The organism is Rhizobium mongolense subsp. loessense (genome assembly GCF_900099775.1).
Taxonomy (GTDB): domain Bacteria; phylum Pseudomonadota; class Alphaproteobacteria; order Rhizobiales; family Rhizobiaceae; genus Rhizobium; species Rhizobium loessense.
In genome coordinates, this window is the sequence record NZ_FMTM01000003.1 from 579,250 (window position 1) to 596,430 (window position 17,181).

Below are 17,181 nucleotides of genomic sequence, written 5' to 3' on the forward strand. Positions count from 1 at the left end.
TCCACCGTAACCCGCAATTCTTAAGAAGTTGTTTGCCATTTTTGCCAACGGTTTGTTTTTCAAGGAGGCGAAAGCGTGGCGCGTGGTTTCAGAACGATACGCGACGGTGTCACCGCTTTCGCAATGCTTGCGGTGATCTGGCTGATCGCCGTAAAGCTCGACGACAAGCCCGATACTGTCCACGGCCAATTTCATGCAGCAGACGGAGATAGCCTGACGATCGGTGCCGAACGCATGCGGCTGAAGGGCATCGATGCGCCGGAGCTCAACCAGAGCTGCGAGCGCGCCGGAAGGCGCTGGGCCTGCGGCCGGGAGGCAAAAGAGGCATTGCAGGGGCTGGTGGCTGGACCCGATACCCGATGCGGCGGCGCCGGACGGGACCAGTACGACCGGCTGCTCGTCGTCTGCCGGAGCGGCGGCATCGATATTAACGGAGAGATGGTGGCCAGGGGCATGGCCGTCTCCTATGGGAACTACGAGCGGGAAGAGGAGAGGGCGCGGGCGGAAAGGGCAGGTCTCTGGGCGGGGACATTCGAGCGGCCGCGCGACGTGCGCGACCATGAGCGCAGGCAATCGGGATTCGAGGATGCGAGGCGGCTTGTCGGGCAGGTGACGGTATGGCAGTGACGGGCGAAGCGGCGCTTGCCGCGCTGCACAGCGAAATTGCGCACTGTCGCATCTGCCGCGATCGGCCGCTGCGGGCCGACGATCGGCTGCCGCACGAGCCGCGGCCGGTCGTCGTGATGTCGTCCACCGCGCGCATCCTGATTGCCGGCCAGGCGCCAGGCCTCAGGGTGCATGAAAGCGGCATTCCCTTCAACGATGCCTCCGGCGACCGTCTGCGCGACTGGCTGCAGGTGGAGCGCGAGACATTCTACGATGCGGAGCGGTTCGCGATCGTGCCGATGGGCTTCTGTTTTCCCGGCTACGACGCCAAGGGCAGCGACCTGCCACCGCGACGCGAATGCGCGCCGCTCTGGCGCCAGAGGGTCATCGATCGAATGCCGCAGATCGAGCTTGTGCTCACCGTGGGCCAATATGCCCAGGCATGGCATATGAGCGGATTGCGCAAGGCGACCATGTCCGAAACGGTGAAGGCGTGGCGCGAGACGCTGTTTTCAAACCGCAGTCCGGCGGTCTTGCCGCTGCCGCATCCGAGCTGGCGTAACAGCGGCTGGCTGAAGCGCAATCCCTGGTTCGAAGAGGAACTGCTTCCGGTGTTGCGGGACAGAGTAAAATTGCTCATTTCCTGAAACAAAATTCTTCTCTGGCGCCGGAATCGCGTTATATAGAGAAAATAATTCGAAAAGGGCTTTCGCATATGGACCGTCTCGACCGCAAGATACTGCGTCTTTTGCAAGAAGATTCGACTTTGGCTGTAGCCGATCTCGCCAAGAAGGTGGGGCTTTCGACAACGCCGTGCTGGCGCCGTATCCAGAAGATGGAAGAGGACGGCGTGATCAAGCGCCGCGTCGCCATCCTCGACCCCGAGAAGGTCAACACGAAGGTCACGGTTTTCGTCTCGATTCGCACGGCGACGCATTCGATCGAGTGGCTGAGGCGTTTTTCCGAAGTCGTCTCGGACTTTCCCGAAGTGGTCGAATTCTACCGCATGAGCGGCGATGTCGATTATCTGCTGCGCGTCGTCGTGCCGGATATCGCCGCCTACGATGCCTTCTACAAGCGGCTGATCGCCAAGATCGAAATCCGTGACGTTTCCTCGGCTTTCGCCATGGAGCAGATCAAGTATTCGACGCAGCTGCCGCTTGATTACATGGTCTTGGATAATGCGAAGTCCAGCGAGGATTGAGTTCTAGCCATTCTGCGGGAAGAGCAAGGATGGCACGTGCCGCCTAGTATCGCGGCCAAGTAGCCGCACCGGCGACATTGCTGTTTTTGCGCTGTCATTGCCCCGCCTCATGCCTTGTGCTTGTTAAAGGCATCCAGTGCGCCCAACTCCTTGGGCGCGCAAGACCCTTAAACGTCCATCAGTCATTTACGGCACAGACGCGCCGTAAATGGATTCCTGTGACAGGCACAAATGAGGGAGTTTGGGGGCAATGATGCTGCAAATAGCGAACGTCGCGTGTGCTGTTGCATTTCCCCATGCTCGCTCGGCGGGCTCCTACGTCAGTCGCCCGATCACCTTCTCATTGGTCAACTCCCGGACGGCGTCCTTGCCGATCCAGCGGGCGATCTTGTCGGGGCTTGCGGCGAGGCGCTCGGCGAGGGCCAGAGCCGGGGCGTGGCAGACGCGGCTGCGCTTGCCGATGTTGCGCAGCGCCCAGTTGACGGCCTTGCGCACGAAGTTGCGCGGGTCGGCGGAATGCGCCTCGATCAGCGGGAGCCAGGCGAGGAGAGTTTCGTCCGGGTCCTGCTTGCGGTGGACAGCAGCACCGGCGATCATGGCGAAGGCGGTGCGGCGGACGAATTCGCGATCGTCGGCGGCGAATTGCAAAATCACGTCGTCGAGCCTCGCCTCGACGAAGAGGTCCGCGGCGCAATCGACAATTTCCCAGGAGTTGAAATCCCCCACCCAGAGGCAGGCTTGCGCGGGCGTGAGCTTCTTCGGCTCGGCAGTGTAGAGCGCCAGCATGCGTGCCTCGCGGATATCGCTTCGCCAGAGCTCCTGTGCGCGGGCGTGGTCCTTCCCCGCAAGGCGGGCGATTTTCTGGAGATCGGGATTGGAGATGCCGAGCGCGGTACCGGTAACGATGCCGAAGCGCGTCATGCCGGCAATGTTGTCCTCCGAGCGCAGCGCCTGCAGATGCGCGATCAGCTCGGCTGCGCTCGCCGAGGGGCCGATCATTTTTCCAGGCGCGCGAGCAGGGAGGACGTATCCCACCGGTTGCCGCCGATCGCCTGGACGTCGCCGTAGAACTGGTCGACGAGGGCAGTGAGGGGCAGTTTCGCGCCGTTGGCGCGTGCTTCGGTGAGCACGATGCCGAGATCTTTGCGCATCCAGTCGACGGCGAAACCGAAATCGTATTTACCCTGGTTCATCGTCTTGTGGCGGTTTTCCATCTGCCAGGAGCCCGCGGCACCCTTGGAGATGACATCGATAACCTTCTCGATGTCAAGGCCGGCTCGCTTGCCGAAATGGATGCCTTCGGCGAGCCCCTGGACGATGCCGGCGATGCAGATCTGGTTGATCATCTTGGTGAGCTGGCCGGAACCGGCAGGACCCATGAGGCCGACCATTCGTGCATAGGCGTCGATGACCGGCCTTGCCTTTTCGAAGACGGCCTCATCGCCGCCGCACATGACGGTGAGCACACCGTTTTCCGCACCCGCCTGGCCGCCGGAAACCGGCGCGTCAATGAAATCGCTCCCTTTCGCCTTGGCGGCGTCATAAAGGTCGCGGGCGACTTCGGCGCTGGCGGTGGTGTTGTCGATGAGCACGGCGCCCTTTTTCATGCTTTCCAACACGCCGCCCTTGCCGATGGTGACCGAACGCAGGTCGTCGTCATTGCCGACGCAGGTGAAGACGAAATCGGCATCTGCAGCAGCTTCTGCAGGCGTCGAGGCGGATTTGCCGCCGAACTTGGCGGCCCAGTCCGCGGCCTTGGATGCCGTGCGGTTATAGACCGTGACGTCGTGGCCGCCCTTCGTCTTCAAGTGACCTGCCATGGGGAAGCCCATGACGCCAAGACCGATGAACGCGACTTTTGCCATATGCCAGATCCTTCTCCTGAATTCGGGGCATGATTAGCCGAAAGTGCCACGGCAGGAAAGCCAAAGTGACACAGGTCCGGTTTGCCTGCGAAAATCCTCGGCAGCGTGCTTTGGAATAAAATTTCGCGGAACGGGCACATCCCGGTCAGGAAAATTGCCGGAGCGGCAAAACTTACAAATAAAATTGTCGATATAATATATAGAGATTATCATTATCAAGCCATCGCAACGACCGGCAGATAAGGATGCTGCCTCGAAGGAAAGGGGATTGCCATGATTTCTCGACGCCAGACGCTCGGACTTTTCGGTGCTGCGGCTGCGGCTGCCGTTCTGCCGGCCATCAAACCCACACGCGCTGCAGCCACCGAATTCCGGATCGGCTGGCAGAAGAACGGCGTGCTGGCGCTCGCCAAGCGCCGCGGGGCGCTGGAGAGCCGGCTTGCCGATCGTGGCATATCGGTCAGCTGGTCGGAGTTCACCTCCGGCCCGCCGTTGCTTGAAGCGCTCGGTGCCGGCGCGCTCGACTTCGGCGCGACCGGCGACGTGCCGCCCCTCTTTGCGCAGGCTGCAGGCGGCCATCTCTATTATGTCGGCACCTATCGTGGCAGCCCGGCGGGTTCGGCGATCCTCGTGCGCAAGGATTCTCCGATCAAGACTCTCGAAGATCTGAAGGGCAAGACGGTTGCGTTTAAGCGCGGGTCGAGCGCGCATAACGTTGCGGTAAAAGCCTTACGCAAGGCGGGGTTGACGATTGATGATGTCCAGCCACTGGACCTTGCGCCGCCGGATGCGGCCCCTGCATTCAAGAACGGCAGCATCGATGCCTGGTCGATCTGGGATCCTTACCTTGCAATCGCCGAGGCTGATCCGGAGACCCGTATCCTGACGACGGCCGAGGGCATCGTTCCCTCATACAGCTATTTCCTCGCATACCAGGAATTCACCGATGCCAACGGTCAGGTGATTGTCGACGTGATCGATGAACTCGGCAAGGTCGGCAAATCGGCGCAGGGCAAGCTCGACGATACGGTCAAGGAGCTCTCCGAAATCACCGGCGTGCCGGCTGAGGTGACGCGCGTCACGCTGTCGCGGCCGGGCGCCGATCTCGGCGCCGTGACGACCATCACCGACGATGCAGTGGCATACCAGCAGGCGCTTGCCGATGAATTCTACCAGCTCGGCATCGTGCCGAAGCAGTTGACCACCGGCGACATCGTTTGGCGGCCGAAGGCGAGTTGATTTCTGTTTCCGGTTTTCAATGGAGATTTCCGACCCATGAGCGCTTCATCCAAGCCTATCGATTTCCTCTGGTTCATCCCGACCTCCGGCGACGGGGCCTATCTCGGCTCCGGCGAGCTGACCCGCGCGCCGGATATCGGCTACATGACTCAGATCGCGCAGGCCGCCGACCGGCTCGGCTATTCCGGCGTGCTTTTGCCGACGGGCGTCGCCTGCGAGGAGTCCTTCGTGACGGCCGCAGCCCTTTCGGCCAAGACCGAGAAGCTGAGGTTCCTCGTCGCGATCCGTCCGGGCACCGCGTCACCCGCCTATTATGCGCGGCTGACGACGACGCTCGACCGCATCTCGAACGGCCGCGTGCTGCTCAACATCGTCGTCGGCGGCAGCCCGGGCGAGCTTGCCGGCGACGGAATCCATCTGGAGCATGACGAGCGCTATGCGCATGCCGACGAGTTTTTCACTGTTTGGGAAGAGCTGCTGGAAAACGGTGTCGCGAGCTTCGACGGCAAATATATCAAGGCAACCAATGCGCAGCTCGGCTTTCCGTCAGTCCAGACCCCGCGCCCGCCGCTCTATTTCGGCGGCTCGTCGGATGCGGGGATCGATTTCTCGGTGGGCCGGGTCGACAAGTATCTAACCTGGGGCGAGCCGCCGGCACAGGTTGGCGAGAAGATCGAGCGCGTGCGCGCTGCCGCGGCCAAGAAAGGCCGTGAGGTGAGCTTCGGCATCCGCCTGCATTTCATCGTCCGCGAAACGGATGAGGAAGCATGGGCGGCGGCCGACCGGCTGATCTCCAAGCTCGACGATGCGACGATCGAGGAAGCGCAGCAGCGTTTCGCCAAGGAGTCGGACTCCGTCGGCCAGGCGCGCATGGCGGCCCTTCACGGCGGTCGCCGGGACAATCTGGAGGTCTCGCCGAACCTTTGGGCCGGCGTCGGCCTTGTGCGCGCCGGCGCCGGGACAGCACTGGTCGGCTCGCCGAAGACGGTCGCCGCTCGGCTTCGCGAATACCAGGACCTCGGCATCGAGACCGTGATCGGCTCCGGATATCCGCATCTGGAAGAGGCCTACCGCGTCGCCGAACTGCTGTTTCCCGAACTCGGGCTCGAGCGCGAGGAGCAGCACCACGGCCTCAAGAGCGATTTTGGCCGTCACCGGGTCTTCGGCGGCGGCAGCCATGGCGGCAACCTGAAGGTCGTTTCCGGCTCCTGATTTCAAAGCACGCAAGGAGGTAAGCATGTCGGTTTTCGAAACGCCGTTCACGCGAGCGATCGCCGGGCAAGAGAGCCGCAACGTGCGCTCTCGACTTTCGCTTCCGAGCCGCGAAGCGCTGCTGCCCTATCTGGTACCGCTCGCGATCATTCTCGCCTGGCAGGCGTCATCGTCGGCAGGGCTTATCTCCTCACGTGTCATGCCCTCACCGGCGGATGTGGCTGTCGCCTTCTGGTCGACCACGTTATCTGGGCAGTTGCCGCATGACGTTCTCGTCAGTGCGGGCCGGGCTTTTGCGGGGCTCATCGTCGGCGGGTCAATCGGCTTCCTGCTCGGTATTGCGAACGGCGTTTCGAAAATTTCCGAGCAGCTGACGGATACGACATTGCAGATGTTGCGCACCATTCCTCATTTGGCGATGATCCCGCTTGTCATTCTCTGGTTCGGGATCGGCGAGGGATCGAAGCTTTTCCTCACTTCGCTCGGCGTGCTTTTCCCGGTCTATCTCAATACCTATCACGGCGTGCGCAACGTCGACCGCGACCTGATCGAGATGGGCAGGGTCTACGGCATGGGCGGCTGGACTCTGTTTCGCAAGGTAATCTTTCCAGGCGCGCTACCCTCGATCTTCGTCGGGCTACGCTATGCGCTCGGTATCATGTGGCTGACGCTGATCGTTTCGGAATCGATCGCCGCGTCTTCCGGCATCGGCCACATGGCGAACAATGCCCGCGAGTTCATGATGACGGATGTCGTGGTGCTGGCGCTGGTGATCTATGCCGTGCTCGGCAAGCTGGCGGATGTCGTGGCGCGGGCGCTGGAGCGGCGGGCGCTGACCTGGAACCCTGTTTATCAGAAATAGGAGAACGCAATGACCGTCATCACGCATGAGCGCTTCCAGGGGGCTTTTGAGCCGCGATACGGGACGGAAGCGGCCGTTGCGCCAGCCGGTGCCGCTTCGATCACGCTGACGGGCCTTGAGAAGAGTTTCAGCGGCAACCGGGTTTTGCGCGGCATCAACCTCCACATTCCGGCGGGCCAGTTCATCGCGGTGATCGGCAAGAGCGGTTGCGGCAAGAGCACGCTGCTTCGGATCCTCATGGGGCTCGATCAGCCGACGGCCGGTGAGTTGGTCTTCGAAAATACCGCCGGTGCCGAGGGCCAGGCGAACGCGCGCATCGTCTTCCAGGAGCCGCGCCTGCTGCCGTGGCTGAGCGTGGCGGAGAATGTCGCCGTGGGGCTCGGCGACAAGGTGGAGAAGCGGTTGGCACTGGCAAAAGCAGCGGCGGTGCTCTCCGAAGTGCAGCTTGCCGAGAAGGCCTCGGAATGGCCGTCACGGCTTTCTGGCGGCCAGCGGCAGCGCGTAGCGCTGGCCCGGGCGCTGGTGAGTAAGCCCGGCGTGCTGGCGCTTGACGAACCGCTCGGGGCATTGGATGCGCTGACACGCATCAGCATGCAGGAACTCGTCAATCGCGTTTGGCGCGAACTCGGCTTCACAGCCGTACTGGTGACGCATGACGTCAGCGAGGCGGTGCATCTGGCCGACCGGGTGATCGTGCTCGATGAAGGGCGGATCGCGCTCGATCTGGCGATCCCTTATCCGCATCCGCGCAGGCACGGCGATGCCGAACTCGCCGAACTGGAGGGCAAGCTGCTTTCGGCAATCCTCGGCAAGCAAGCGGCGCGTTAGATTAGCTTTGTCGATTTCGCTCGGAAATCCAGCGATCGAGGTGGCCAAGCGCCTCCTGCTGCAGGTGGTAAGTGCGGACGCGGCCGGCCTTTTCGGACAGCACGAGACCGCTCGATTCCAGCACGCTCAGATGCTTCATGACTGTCGGCAGCGTCATGGAGAGAGGCTTTGCCAGCTCCATGACGGAGGCAGGGCCGCGGCCGAGGCGATCGACCATGCCGCGACGGCTGCGGTCGGACAAAGCGTGAAAAATCCGGTCGAGGGCGGCGGGTTCCATGATCATTCGGAGGGCATTTCGCTGCGGATGCGCTCGGGGAGCTGGTGACTGTACGGATAGAACTTGAAGTAAGGCAGCGCCTCCTTCAGCACCCGCGCAAAGGACGGCCGCTCGAGCAGGCGTTCGTAATAGGCGCGGAGCTTCGGCTGGTCGTCGCCGAAGGGAACGAGCGTTTCGGCATAGAAGAGGGCTGGTGCCGCTGCGCAATCGGCCATCGTGAAGCTGTCGCCGGTGATCCACTGGTTGCTGCCAAGCTGCTGCTCGATCATGCCGTAGGCCGTTGCGTGCATGCCGCGTGCCTCTTCCACGCCATGCGGATCCTTGCCGCCGTCCGGCCGCAGCGTATCGGTGACGATCTTCTGCATCGGCGTCTGCACATAGAGATCGAAGAAGCGGTCCCAGAGGCGGACGCGAAGCGCCCGGTCGATATCGTCCGGCAACAGGCGGATAGGGCCGGGGTAATGTCGATCGAGATATTCGATGATGATGCTCGTCTCGGGGATCGTGCTGTCCAGCGCCTCGTCGCGCAGGACCGGCATCTTGCCGACCGGCCAAAAGCGGAAGAGATCGGCGCTCGACGTTTCATCGGCCAGATCGACGGTGCGGTTTTCGAAAGGCGTGCCGTTCTCGTAAAGCGCGATCAACACCTTGTGGCAGAAGGAGGCGAGGGGATGTCCGTAAAGAACGAGCGACATGGATCGAGCCTTCAGTGATCGGAAAGTTTACTGAATGGCTAAGTATCAGGTTGCGGGGTGGGCCGCAAGAAATGGTTTCCTGGTTGGGTAAGTATCCGATGCAGCGCTAGATGCTCATAAAGCGAACGCAGTTACCTTGAAGGATGGTGCGCTCAGCCGGCCAACCGTGCGATCACCAGATGTCCCGGACTGGGCTGACCTTCCTGCATGCGGACGTTGATTTCGGTCATCTCCACGAGGTCGAAGCCGGTCGCAGTCAGGCGGTCGCGGATATAGGCCTCGGCGTGCAGGAAGCGCTGGTGCGGACCGACGGCGTAAAGGCGGCCGTCGGTTGGCTGGAGCGTCTCGGACGAGAAGACGAAAAGGCCACCGGGCGTCAGGTTTTCGGCGGCGCCGAAGAAGAGCGCCTCCAGGGCGCCGAGATAGGGCAGCACGTCGGTTGCGGTGATGAGGTCGAAGGGGTCTTCGTCGTTGTCGTCGAGGAAGTCCTCGACCTCGGCGACGAAGAGGGTCTCGTAGACATCCTTCTCATGGGCGATCTCGACCATGTTTTCGGAAATATCGATGCCCGTCATCTCCTCGCACAGGTCGCGCAGCGTGCCGCCCGTGAGCCCCGTGCCGCAGCCGAGGTCGAGCATGCGCTTGAAAGGATGGAGCTTCAGTTCCTGCAGGCGCTGGCGGACCAGCATGGGGACGTGGTAGCTGAGCTGCTCTACAAGCACGTCCTCGAAAACTTCGGCATGCTGGTCGAAAAGGGTTTCGACATAGGCATCGGGCGCCCTGACCGGCGTTTCGCCGCGGCCCATAGAGGCGATGCGGACGGCCGCGCCGCCGTGGTCTTCGGGGTCGATCGCCAGCACTTCCTCATAGGCCTTCACGGCAGCGTCGATGTCACCGGCCTTCTCAAGGGCAAGGGCGCGGTTATAGGCTTCCGCAAGCGCATCCTCGTCGATCTTCTTTGCCATTACCGTCACCACCTTTTTAAGTTCAGGCAAGGCTCTAAGGCGGCTGGCCGCCTTTTGCAATGGCGGCCTTGGAGGCGCAGAATGCGAAATGGAGATCTCAGTAAGAAGGAAAGGGAGGAATGCCATGACGACGGACATCAGCAAACCCGGCCTTGACGAGAGCGCCCGGAAGGAGGCGACGCCGCCGCTGCCGCTGACGCCGGTCGAAATCACCAATACGCTCGCGCATTATTATCGCGGCGAACTCGGACGCATGACGAGTTGGCGGGATCGCATCGACCGGACGTCGAACTGGGCGATCACGGTGGTCGCGGCATTGCTCTCCCTCTCGCTGTCGACGCCGACTGCCCATCATGGCGTGCTTCTCTTCGGAATAATGCTGATCTCGCTGCTCTTGCTGATCGAGGCGAGGCGCTACCGGTTCTTTGATATCTACCGGGCCCGCGTCCGGCAGGTCGAGAAAAACTATTTCGCGCAGATCCTGTCGCCGGAGGCGAATTCCGCGCGCGATTGGGGCCCGGTGGTCGCAAGCAGCCTGCGCAAGCCGACGTTCCTGCTGACCTATGCGGATGCCGTCCAGCGCCGGCTACGGCGCAATTACAGCTGGATGTATCTCATTATGCTGCTTGCCTGGGCGCTGAAGATCACGACGCCGAAACTGCAGACCGCGGGCAGCGCGCTGGCACAGGCACACTCCTGGACTTATGTGATCGACAATGCCGTGCTCGGGCCGCTTCCGGGGCTCGTGGTGATTGCCTTCGTGGTGGCCTTCTATCTCGCCATCCTCTACGGCGTGTTACGCCGGGAACCCGACAGAGGCGAGTTCATTCATGGTGAGGCGCATGTCTAGCCGCCTCAATGCAAAATGAACTCGCCCTTGAGGGCGCGCCATTCCGTTGCCGAAATCAGCTTGCGGTGGATGTAGCGCACCGAATGCAGCGGGCCGTCCAGTTTTTCCTGCCAGAACTTCAGAAAGCCGCGCATTTCGGGAAAATCTGGAGCAAGATCGTATTCCTGCCAGATGTAGGTCTGGAGGATCGCCGGGTGATCCGGCAGGTGATAGAGAATGTGGGCGGTCGTCAGCCCATATCCCTGAATCTGCTTTTCGAAATCCTTGTTCATCTCAGCCTCGGTTTCGTTCCCATGTCACGTTTGCACGAATGGAAACACGCCTCGATTAACGCAAGCTTGACAGATGTGGAAAGAAAAGGCTATTCGTTTTTGATTTCAATGACTTGGCAGCGCTCGTATGGGAGTGCTGCCAAGTGGTCAGCGCTTCAGATGCCGTGTCAGGCGGCGCTCGATCCAGTTCCAGAAATGCCGGAGCGCTTCGACCATCGAAAGATAGAAGATCGCCGCCCAGAGATAGGTCTGGTAGTCGAATGTGCGCGAGAAGGCGTAGCGGGTTTCGCCCATCAGATCGAGAACGGTGATGATGGCGACGACGGCAGAGCCCTTGATCAGCAGGATGATTTCATTGCCATAGGGGCGCAGCGCCACGATGAGCGCCTGCGGCAAAACGATCTTGCGGAAGGCGACGGCCTTGTGAATGCCGAGTGCTGACGCGGCCTCATGCTGGCCGCGCGGCACGCTTTCGATGGCGCCGCGCAGGATTTCGGCCTGATAGGCGGCGGTATTGATCGTCATCGAGAAAAGGCCGCAATACCAGGCGTCGCGGAAGAACCACCAGAGGCCGGCGGCTTCGAGCTGCGCGCGGAAGCCGCCGAGGCCGTAGTAGATCAGAAAGAGCTGTGCCAAGAGCGGCGTGCCGCGGAAGACGTAGACGTAGCAATAGGCAAGCGTGCCGATGATCCTGTTCTTCGACATGCGCGCAAAGGCGAGCGGCAGGGAAAGTGCTGCGCCAAAGATGACGGAGATCGTCACCAGGACGATCGTCGTCATCAGTCCGTGCAGGTAGCGCGGACCGTAGTGCGTGAACTTGTCCACGTCCCAGCCGGCGATCACCATGTAGATGAGGCTTGCGGCAAGCAGCGCCCACAGAAGGACGAGGAGCGAGCCGACGACGCGCGTGGCCGTTATCGGCTTGACGATTTCCTTCGGCGCCGGCTGCGGCGGGATGAGGGTTTGCGCATAGCTCATCGGCGGGCCTCAGAGCGCTTCGCCCAGCGTTCGATATAGCTGAGACCGATCGACGAGATGATCGCAAGCGCGAGATAGAGGCCGCAGGCGATGATGTAGAAGAAGAAAGCCTGCTTGGTGACGCGGACGGCGACGCCGGTCTGGCGCAGGATGTCGGCAAGGCCAATGATCGAGACGTAGGAGGTGTCCTTGAGCAGGATCATCCAAAGGTTCGTGAGGCCGGGCAGGGCGATGCGGATCAACTGCGGCAGCACGATCAGGCCCAGCGTGCGGCCGTGATGGAGGCCTAGCGCATAGCCGGCTTCGTACTGGCCCCTCGGAATGGCGCGGAAAGCCGACAGCAGCACTTCCGCGCAATAGGCGGAAAAGACCACCGAGAGAGCGATCATGCCGGCGACAAAGGCGTTGATCTCCACCCGCTGCTCGTAACCGAAGGAGGTGAGCACCGACTGGATCAGGATCTGCAGGCCGTAATAGATAATGAAGAGTGTCAGGAGCTCGGGCAGGCCGCGGAAGATCGTGGTGTAGATGCCCGACGCAAGGCGCACCGACCTTTCTTCCGATTGCTGGCCAAGCGCGATGAAGAAGCCGATGATGAGGCCGACGGGAAGCGTCAGAAGCGCCACGCTGACGGTGGTCTTCAGGCCGAGCGCGATTTCGTCGCCCCAGCCTGCATCGCCACAGGCGAGGATGGTCGATTGCCCGAACCAGGTGAAAACGCCGGCAGGTCCGCAGAGCGGATCAAAGATATATCCTATCCAGGCCCAGAACGAGCCCGGCGCGGAAAACGATCCGCCCATGCCAAGTTTCCCCTCACGGCTTATGCCGTTTTGATCTTTCCATGGTTGTCAAACAAAAATGGCGGAAGAGCAAGCCTTCCGCCACCATCTTTGCCGGTCAGTTACAAGTTTTCTTATTCGCCGTAAACATCGAAGTCGAAGTACTTGTCCTGAATTTCCTTGTACTTGCCGTTGGCGCGGATCGCTGCGATCGCGGTGTTCAGCTTGTCCTTGAGCGGGTCACCTTGGCGCACGGCGATGCCGGCGCCCTCGCCGTTGATTTCCTTGTCGACGGGAAGCGTCGTCAGGATCTTGCAGCAGGCGCCGGCTTCCGACTTGATCCATTCGGAGAGAACGACGACGTCGTCGATGGCGGCGTCGATACGGCCGCTCGAGATGTCGAGCTTATACTCGTCGGCGGTCGGATAGAGCTTGAGCTCCGTGTCGGCAAGATGCTTTTCGGCGTAGTTGGCGTGCGTCGTCGAGGTCTGTGCGCCGATCGTCTTGCCTTTCAGGCCGGCGACGTCGGTGATCGTCGAGTCCTTCGGCACGGCGATAGCCGGCGGCGTGTTGTAGTACTTGTTGGTGAAGTCGACGAGCTTCAGACGCTCCGGCGTGATCGACATGGACGAAACGATCATATCGTACTTCTTGGCCTGCAGCGCCGGAATGATGCCGTCCCAGTCGGCGCTGACGAAGGTGCATTCGGCCTTCATTTCAGCGCAGAGCGCCTTGGCGATGTCGATGTCGAAGCCCTTGATCTCGCCGCTCGCGTCAACGAATTCGAAGGGCGGGTAGGTTGAGTCGGTGCCGATCACGTACTTCTCGCCGTCGGCCATTGCCGAACCTGCGAAAAGCGACAGCGCTGCGAGTGAAGCAGCTGCGAGAAAGCGGGTGGAGATACGCATAAGGATCCTCTCTGTTGGTTGGCCGCTGCGTCTTCTTCTTATCCGCCAGCGACCTGAATGCGGCGGGCACGGGGCACCGCCTTGGCGCGATAATCAAACCTTTTTGCTGCAAATTGCAACTGGAATCGCAGCGCAATGGTGCGGTGCAAACTGTGGCAAAGATGAACGGAACCGAACCGCAGCATTCATACCGGGTTAATAACCGGCTTCCTAAAACGAGGGGAACAAATTCGGATTTGGACGATTTGATCCTGAGTCCGCCCACAAGCGCCGGGACGCCCTGCGGGTGTTCCAAAAGGCTCAACAAGAAGACGAGGAACCCTATGGGCATGAAATCAAGATTGTTTGCCAGCGCCGCTTTCCCGCTGCTTTCGCTGTCGCTGGCTATGTCGCCGGCCCATGCAGCGACCGCAGCCGGTGGAAGTGGCATGCGACCCACTCCACAGGTGATCAGCGGCAGCTACGAGGTCGCGCAAGACGCCGCGCCTTCCGATGAAGAACTTCTGAAGAAAAAACGCAAGCGGCCTGCAGAGCAGCCTGAGGCAGAACCCCAGCAGGAGGCGCCGCAGGCTGAAGAGGAAGCGCCGCGCCGCAAGCAGCGCAAGGCAGCATCCGAAGCCGAGCAGGCTCCCGAAGCACAGCAGGCTCAGCCGAGCGAGGAACAGCCCCGACGCAAGAAGCGTCAAGCCGCACCGGAACAGGCCGCGCCCGAGCCACAGCAGGAGCAGGTAGCGCCTGAGGCTGCGCCGGAACAACAGCCAGCGCAGAATCGAGAGCGGCCGCGACGCAAGCAGCGCGAGCAGCAGCCTGCACAGGAGGAAACAGCGCCCCAGCAGGGTGAAGCCCAGCCGCAGGCTGACGAGCTTCAACAGCAGACCGAAGAGGCGCAGCCCGAGCAGCAGCGTCCGCGCAAGCGGCAGCAGCAAGCAACCGAAGGTGAGCAGCAGCCCGCGGCAAAACCCGGCCGCAAGCCCGTGAAAGAAGCTCAGCCCAAGCAGCAGCCGGCCGAAGACAAGGCAGCCGTTCCGCAGGAATCGCCGGCACCCGAGAAGGCTCCTGTGCCCGCAGAATCTCCGGCACCCAAAAAACCGCCTGTTCCCGCAGAGCCGGGCGAGGCACAGAAGCCTGCCGAAGGTGGCGAGCCGTTGCAACAGCAGGGCGAGCAGGTTCCTGTCCAGCCCGTAGCGCCGACTGGCGAACAGCCGACCGGTGATGCGCAACCGACAGAACAGGCAATTCCTGCTCCTGAGAAGGTGACGCCGGAAGAGCTCGATCGCCGCAAGCAGATCGCCGAGGATCCGAGCAAGAGCAACGAGACCGTTGTCCTGCCGGTCGAGAACGGTGCCGCCGTGCTCGACAGCGACAAGGATGCGGACCGGACTTCCGGCCGCGGCGGACGGCGTGAACGTGATCGCCTGCGCGCCGCAGAGCAGCAGGTCATCGCCGCCCCGAAATCCGATGCCGATGCGCAGCTCGCGCCGGAAGGCCAGCGCCGTCCACCGGTGAAGTTCGAGGCGGTGACGAGTGAAGAGGGCCGCAGGCTTGACCGCAGGCCCGAGTTCATGAGCCCGGAAGGTGCGCGCGTCGAGCGTTACGAGGGTGACGACAACCGCACCATCATACAGTACAACAACCGGATTGTGGTGCGCAGCGATGACGACCGCCGCTTCCTCAGGGACGGCGAACGGCCGCTTTACGAGCAGCTTTCGCGGGACCGTTACCGGGAGACGATCGAGCGCCCGGAAGGTTATCGCATCGTGACCATCCGCAACCGCTATGGTGATATCATTCAGCGTTCGCGCATCGACAGCTCCGGCCGCGAATATGTTCTCTACTATTCGCCGGAGCTCTACGATGATCCGGACCGCGGCTACTTCGAGGATCCGGGCGCGGATTTGCCGCCGATGCGGCTGGGAATCCCGGTCCGCGACTACATCATCGACACAAGCAGCAATCCGGATCGCGATTACTACGAGTTCCTGAGCGAGCCGCCCGTGGAACCCGTTGAGCGCGTCTATTCGCTGAACGAAGTGAAGTATTCGGCCCGTATCCGCGACAAGGTCCGTCGTATCGACCTCGATACGATTACTTTCGCGACGGGTAGCGCCGAGATCCCGATGAGCCAGGCCCGGAGCCTGCGCAAGGTTGCGGATGCAATGAACGAGGTGCTTCAAAAGGATCAGAGCGAGACCTTCCTGATCGAAGGCCATACCGATGCTGTCGGCTCGGACGAGAGCAATCTCGTCCTTTCGGACCAGCGTGCCGAATCGGTCGCCAACGTGCTGACGGATGTCTATGGCATTCCGCCGGAAAACCTTGCGACGCAGGGTTATGGCGAGCGCTATCTGAAGGTCAATGTGGATGGCCCGGAACAGGAAAACCGCCGCGTGACCATCCGTCGCGTCACGGCTCTGGTTCGCCCGGTCGCGTCGAACCAGTAATATAATCAGATCGAGGAGAAAATGCCGTCGCTAGCGCGGCGGCTTTTTCTATTTGCAAGCCGGAGAAAGTCCGATCTTGGCGGCGATGAAATCGGCAATCGTTGTCGTGTCATCGAGATTGAAGACCGGCAGGTCCGTGTCCGTGATGGGATGGTCCGCGGCGATGGCGCAGATATGTGGATCGGTCGGCGCCAGCAGATCGCGCCTGGCCGCTTCCAGGCGGCGGGCTTCGATCTTCGGGATCGGTTCGCGCTTGTAGCCTTCGATCAGTACCAGGTCGCAGGGAGCGAGGCGTGCGAGGATTTCCTCGAAGGCGGGCTCGGGGGCTCCGCGCAACTCATGCATGATGGCGTAACGGGTGCCGGAGACGATCGTCACCTCATGCGCACCAGCCTGCCGGTGGCGGTAGCTGTCGGCGCCGACCTTGTCGATATCGAAATCGTGGTGGGCGTGCTTGATCGTAGAGATACGGTAGCCGCGGCGGGTGAACTCCTCGACGAGACGTACGGCAAGGCCCGTCTTGCCCGAATTCTTCCAGCCGGCGATTCCGAATATACGTGGTCCAGTCATGACAGCACCTGCAGCCAGCGCTCGGCTTCCACCAAGTCGTCCGGCGTGTTGATGTTGAAGAAAGGGTCGAGCAGGCTGGCTCGCGTCGGATGCAGCGGGTAGGCAACTTCCGCAACGTTATGCCGTAACAGGAAGTCGCGCACGCGCCGCTTTTCGTCCGTTGCGATCCAGCCGGCGAGTTCGTCCCGCAGTGAAACCGGCCAAAGGCCGAAGACGGGATGGGGGCGGCCTTCGGAGGCGGCGATCGCGATTTTTGCCGGGGAATCGATTGCGGCGGCGAAATCTGCGACCAGCTCTGCCGGGAAGAAAGGACTGTCGATCGAAACGGTCACGACATGGCTGACGCCCGGAAGCGTGGCCGCATGCGCCATTGCGGCATGGATGCCGGCCATCGGTCCCACCTTGCCGGGGACGATATCCGGAATGAAGCGCAGGCCGCATTGCGGCTCGCTGTCGGCATTCACCGCAATTGTCGAGACCTGCGGGGCAAGCCGCGAGATGGCATGATCAAGCAGTGAGCGGCCACCGAGCATGACGGAGGCTTTGTCCTGCCCCATGCGCGTCGAGCGGCCGCCGGCGAGGATGACGCCGGGAATATTGGTATTATGCAGGGAAAAATCGGCCATGGTG

20 protein-coding genes are annotated in these 17,181 nt (G+C 61.7%); 9 read left to right on the plus strand and 11 right to left on the minus strand.

The genetic code is table 11. The annotated features are described in order from the left end of the window. The first annotated feature begins 75 nt into the window (after positions 1 to 75). The 3 genes from BLP23_RS14095 (at position 76) to BLP23_RS14105 (ending at position 1,810) form a co-directional block, all read left to right on the plus strand. Entirely contained in the window at positions 76 to 627 is a 552-nt protein-coding gene (locus tag BLP23_RS14095; protein ID WP_092585422.1) for a thermonuclease family protein, read from the plus strand. Continuing rightward, positions 624 to 1,253 (plus strand): uracil-DNA glycosylase family protein, encoded by a 630-nt coding sequence (locus tag BLP23_RS14100; protein ID WP_092585590.1) that lies wholly within the window; start codon positions 624 to 626, stop codon positions 1,251 to 1,253. The genes BLP23_RS14095 and BLP23_RS14100 overlap by 4 nt, the downstream gene beginning before the upstream one ends. Before the next feature lie 68 nt (positions 1,254 to 1,321). Next, positions 1,322 to 1,810: an Lrp/AsnC family transcriptional regulator gene (locus tag BLP23_RS14105; RefSeq protein WP_074061474.1), complete on the plus strand. Its 489-nt coding sequence runs from the start codon at positions 1,322 to 1,324 to the stop codon at positions 1,808 to 1,810. Between the two features lie 315 nt (positions 1,811 to 2,125). On the opposite strand, the gene BLP23_RS14110 is transcribed toward BLP23_RS14105, so the two are convergent. Then, the gene (locus BLP23_RS14110) at positions 2,126 to 2,809 is read right to left on the minus strand and encodes a DNA alkylation repair protein (RefSeq protein ID WP_092585423.1); all 684 of its coding nucleotides are present in this window, start codon (positions 2,807 to 2,809) and stop codon (positions 2,126 to 2,128) included. Next, positions 2,806 to 3,675 (minus strand): NAD(P)-dependent oxidoreductase, encoded by an 870-nt coding sequence (locus BLP23_RS14115; RefSeq protein WP_092585424.1) that lies wholly within the window; start codon positions 3,673 to 3,675, stop codon positions 2,806 to 2,808. The genes BLP23_RS14110 and BLP23_RS14115 overlap by 4 nt, the downstream gene beginning before the upstream one ends. A 273-nt stretch (positions 3,676 to 3,948) precedes the next feature. Between BLP23_RS14115 and BLP23_RS14120 the strand changes: the two genes are divergently transcribed. The 4 genes from BLP23_RS14120 to BLP23_RS14135 are packed head-to-tail and all read left to right on the plus strand — an operon-like array spanning position 3,949 to position 7,816. Beyond that, on the plus strand, positions 3,949 to 4,914 hold the full coding sequence (locus BLP23_RS14120; RefSeq protein WP_092585425.1) for an aliphatic sulfonate ABC transporter substrate-binding protein: 966 nt from the start codon (positions 3,949 to 3,951) through the stop codon (positions 4,912 to 4,914). A 36-nt stretch (positions 4,915 to 4,950) separates the two neighbouring features. After that, complete coding sequence (gene ssuD, locus BLP23_RS14125) at positions 4,951 to 6,126, plus strand: FMNH2-dependent alkanesulfonate monooxygenase (protein ID WP_092585426.1); 1,176 nt, start codon at positions 4,951 to 4,953, stop codon at positions 6,124 to 6,126. 25 nt (positions 6,127 to 6,151) lie between these two features. Continuing rightward, positions 6,152 to 6,988, plus strand: a complete 837-nt coding sequence (locus tag BLP23_RS14130) for an ABC transporter permease subunit (protein ID WP_092585427.1) — start codon at positions 6,152 to 6,154, stop codon at positions 6,986 to 6,988. Between the two features lie 9 nt (positions 6,989 to 6,997). After that, complete coding sequence (locus BLP23_RS14135; protein ID WP_092585428.1) at positions 6,998 to 7,816, plus strand: ATP-binding cassette domain-containing protein; 819 nt, start codon at positions 6,998 to 7,000, stop codon at positions 7,814 to 7,816. Position 7,817: 1 nt separating this feature from the next. Here BLP23_RS14135 and BLP23_RS14140 read toward each other — a convergent pair whose 3' ends face one another. From BLP23_RS14140 to BLP23_RS14150, 3 genes are all read right to left on the minus strand, one after another. Next, on the minus strand, positions 7,818 to 8,099 hold the full coding sequence (locus tag BLP23_RS14140) for an ArsR/SmtB family transcription factor (RefSeq protein WP_092585429.1): 282 nt from the start codon (positions 8,097 to 8,099) through the stop codon (positions 7,818 to 7,820). Further along, a complete protein-coding gene (locus BLP23_RS14145; RefSeq protein WP_092585430.1) occupies positions 8,096 to 8,788 on the minus strand; it encodes a glutathione S-transferase family protein in 693 nt (230 codons plus the stop codon). Before BLP23_RS14145 ends, BLP23_RS14140 begins: the two co-directional genes overlap by 4 nt. Positions 8,789 to 8,940: 152 nt before the next feature. Further along, positions 8,941 to 9,753 carry a class I SAM-dependent methyltransferase gene (locus tag BLP23_RS14150; protein ID WP_092585431.1) on the minus strand — a complete coding sequence of 271 codons (813 nt, stop codon included), beginning with the start codon at positions 9,751 to 9,753 and terminating at the stop codon, positions 8,941 to 8,943. Positions 9,754 to 9,877: 124 nt separating this feature from the next. Between BLP23_RS14150 and BLP23_RS14155 the strand changes: the two genes are divergently transcribed. Next, positions 9,878 to 10,603, plus strand: coding sequence for a DUF2270 domain-containing protein (locus BLP23_RS14155; RefSeq protein ID WP_092585432.1), 726 nt, complete (start codon positions 9,878 to 9,880; stop codon positions 10,601 to 10,603). 5 nt (positions 10,604 to 10,608) lie between these two features. On the opposite strand, the gene BLP23_RS14160 is transcribed toward BLP23_RS14155, so the two are convergent. The 4 genes from BLP23_RS14160 to BLP23_RS14175 form a co-directional block, all read right to left on the minus strand. Next, positions 10,609 to 10,875, minus strand: coding sequence for an usg protein (locus tag BLP23_RS14160; protein ID WP_022715149.1), 267 nt, complete (start codon positions 10,873 to 10,875; stop codon positions 10,609 to 10,611). 147 nt (positions 10,876 to 11,022) lie between these two features. Further along, entirely contained in the window at positions 11,023 to 11,853 is an 831-nt protein-coding gene (locus tag BLP23_RS14165; protein ID WP_092585433.1) for an ABC transporter permease, read from the minus strand. After that, positions 11,850 to 12,653, minus strand: a complete 804-nt coding sequence (locus BLP23_RS14170) for an ABC transporter permease (RefSeq protein ID WP_092585434.1) — start codon at positions 12,651 to 12,653, stop codon at positions 11,850 to 11,852. The genes BLP23_RS14165 and BLP23_RS14170 overlap by 4 nt, the downstream gene beginning before the upstream one ends. Before the next feature lie 113 nt (positions 12,654 to 12,766). Next, positions 12,767 to 13,540 (minus strand): ABC transporter substrate-binding protein, encoded by a 774-nt coding sequence (locus BLP23_RS14175; RefSeq protein ID WP_092585435.1) that lies wholly within the window; start codon positions 13,538 to 13,540, stop codon positions 12,767 to 12,769. 323 nt (positions 13,541 to 13,863) lie between these two features. On the opposite strand from BLP23_RS14175, the gene BLP23_RS14180 reads away from it, so the two are divergent. Continuing rightward, positions 13,864 to 15,981: an OmpA family protein gene (locus BLP23_RS14180; protein WP_092585436.1), complete on the plus strand. Its 2,118-nt coding sequence runs from the start codon at positions 13,864 to 13,866 to the stop codon at positions 15,979 to 15,981. A 48-nt stretch (positions 15,982 to 16,029) separates the two neighbouring features. Here BLP23_RS14180 and mobB read toward each other — a convergent pair whose 3' ends face one another. Both mobB and mobA read right to left on the minus strand, forming a co-directional pair. Then, positions 16,030 to 16,551, minus strand: a complete 522-nt coding sequence (gene mobB / locus BLP23_RS14185; protein WP_092585437.1) for a molybdopterin-guanine dinucleotide biosynthesis protein B — start codon at positions 16,549 to 16,551, stop codon at positions 16,030 to 16,032. Then, positions 16,548 to 17,177, minus strand: a complete 630-nt coding sequence (gene mobA / locus BLP23_RS14190) for a molybdenum cofactor guanylyltransferase MobA (RefSeq protein WP_092585438.1) — start codon at positions 17,175 to 17,177, stop codon at positions 16,548 to 16,550. Before mobA ends, mobB begins: the two co-directional genes overlap by 4 nt. Between the last annotated feature and the right edge of the window lie 4 nt (positions 17,178 to 17,181).

Coding starts and splice junctions, on each gene's coding strand:
- BLP23_RS14135 (WP_092585428.1), top strand. CDS start 6,998: ATGACCGTCATCACGCATGAGCGCTTCCAGGGGGCTTTTGAGCCGCGA.
- mobA (WP_092585438.1), bottom strand. CDS start 17,177: ATGGCCGATTTTTCCCTGCATAATACCAATATTCCCGGCGTCATCCTC.
- BLP23_RS14150 (WP_092585431.1), bottom strand. CDS start 9,753: ATGGCAAAGAAGATCGACGAGGATGCGCTTGCGGAAGCCTATAACCGC.
- BLP23_RS14105 (WP_074061474.1), top strand. CDS start 1,322: ATGGACCGTCTCGACCGCAAGATACTGCGTCTTTTGCAAGAAGATTCG.
- BLP23_RS14170 (WP_092585434.1), bottom strand. CDS start 12,653: ATGGGCGGATCGTTTTCCGCGCCGGGCTCGTTCTGGGCCTGGATAGGA.
- BLP23_RS14155 (WP_092585432.1), top strand. CDS start 9,878: ATGACGACGGACATCAGCAAACCCGGCCTTGACGAGAGCGCCCGGAAG.
- mobB (WP_092585437.1), bottom strand. CDS start 16,551: ATGACTGGACCACGTATATTCGGAATCGCCGGCTGGAAGAATTCGGGC.
- BLP23_RS14110 (WP_092585423.1), bottom strand. CDS start 2,809: ATGATCGGCCCCTCGGCGAGCGCAGCCGAGCTGATCGCGCATCTGCAG.
- BLP23_RS14180 (WP_092585436.1), top strand. CDS start 13,864: ATGGGCATGAAATCAAGATTGTTTGCCAGCGCCGCTTTCCCGCTGCTT.
- BLP23_RS14130 (WP_092585427.1), top strand. CDS start 6,152: ATGTCGGTTTTCGAAACGCCGTTCACGCGAGCGATCGCCGGGCAAGAG.
- BLP23_RS14160 (WP_022715149.1), bottom strand. CDS start 10,875: ATGAACAAGGATTTCGAAAAGCAGATTCAGGGATATGGGCTGACGACC.
- BLP23_RS14115 (WP_092585424.1), bottom strand. CDS start 3,675: ATGGCAAAAGTCGCGTTCATCGGTCTTGGCGTCATGGGCTTCCCCATG.
- BLP23_RS14175 (WP_092585435.1), bottom strand. CDS start 13,540: ATGCGTATCTCCACCCGCTTTCTCGCAGCTGCTTCACTCGCAGCGCTG.
- BLP23_RS14120 (WP_092585425.1), top strand. CDS start 3,949: ATGATTTCTCGACGCCAGACGCTCGGACTTTTCGGTGCTGCGGCTGCG.
- ssuD (WP_092585426.1), top strand. CDS start 4,951: ATGAGCGCTTCATCCAAGCCTATCGATTTCCTCTGGTTCATCCCGACC.
- BLP23_RS14145 (WP_092585430.1), bottom strand. CDS start 8,788: ATGTCGCTCGTTCTTTACGGACATCCCCTCGCCTCCTTCTGCCACAAG.
- BLP23_RS14140 (WP_092585429.1), bottom strand. CDS start 8,099: ATGATCATGGAACCCGCCGCCCTCGACCGGATTTTTCACGCTTTGTCC.
- BLP23_RS14165 (WP_092585433.1), bottom strand. CDS start 11,853: ATGAGCTATGCGCAAACCCTCATCCCGCCGCAGCCGGCGCCGAAGGAA.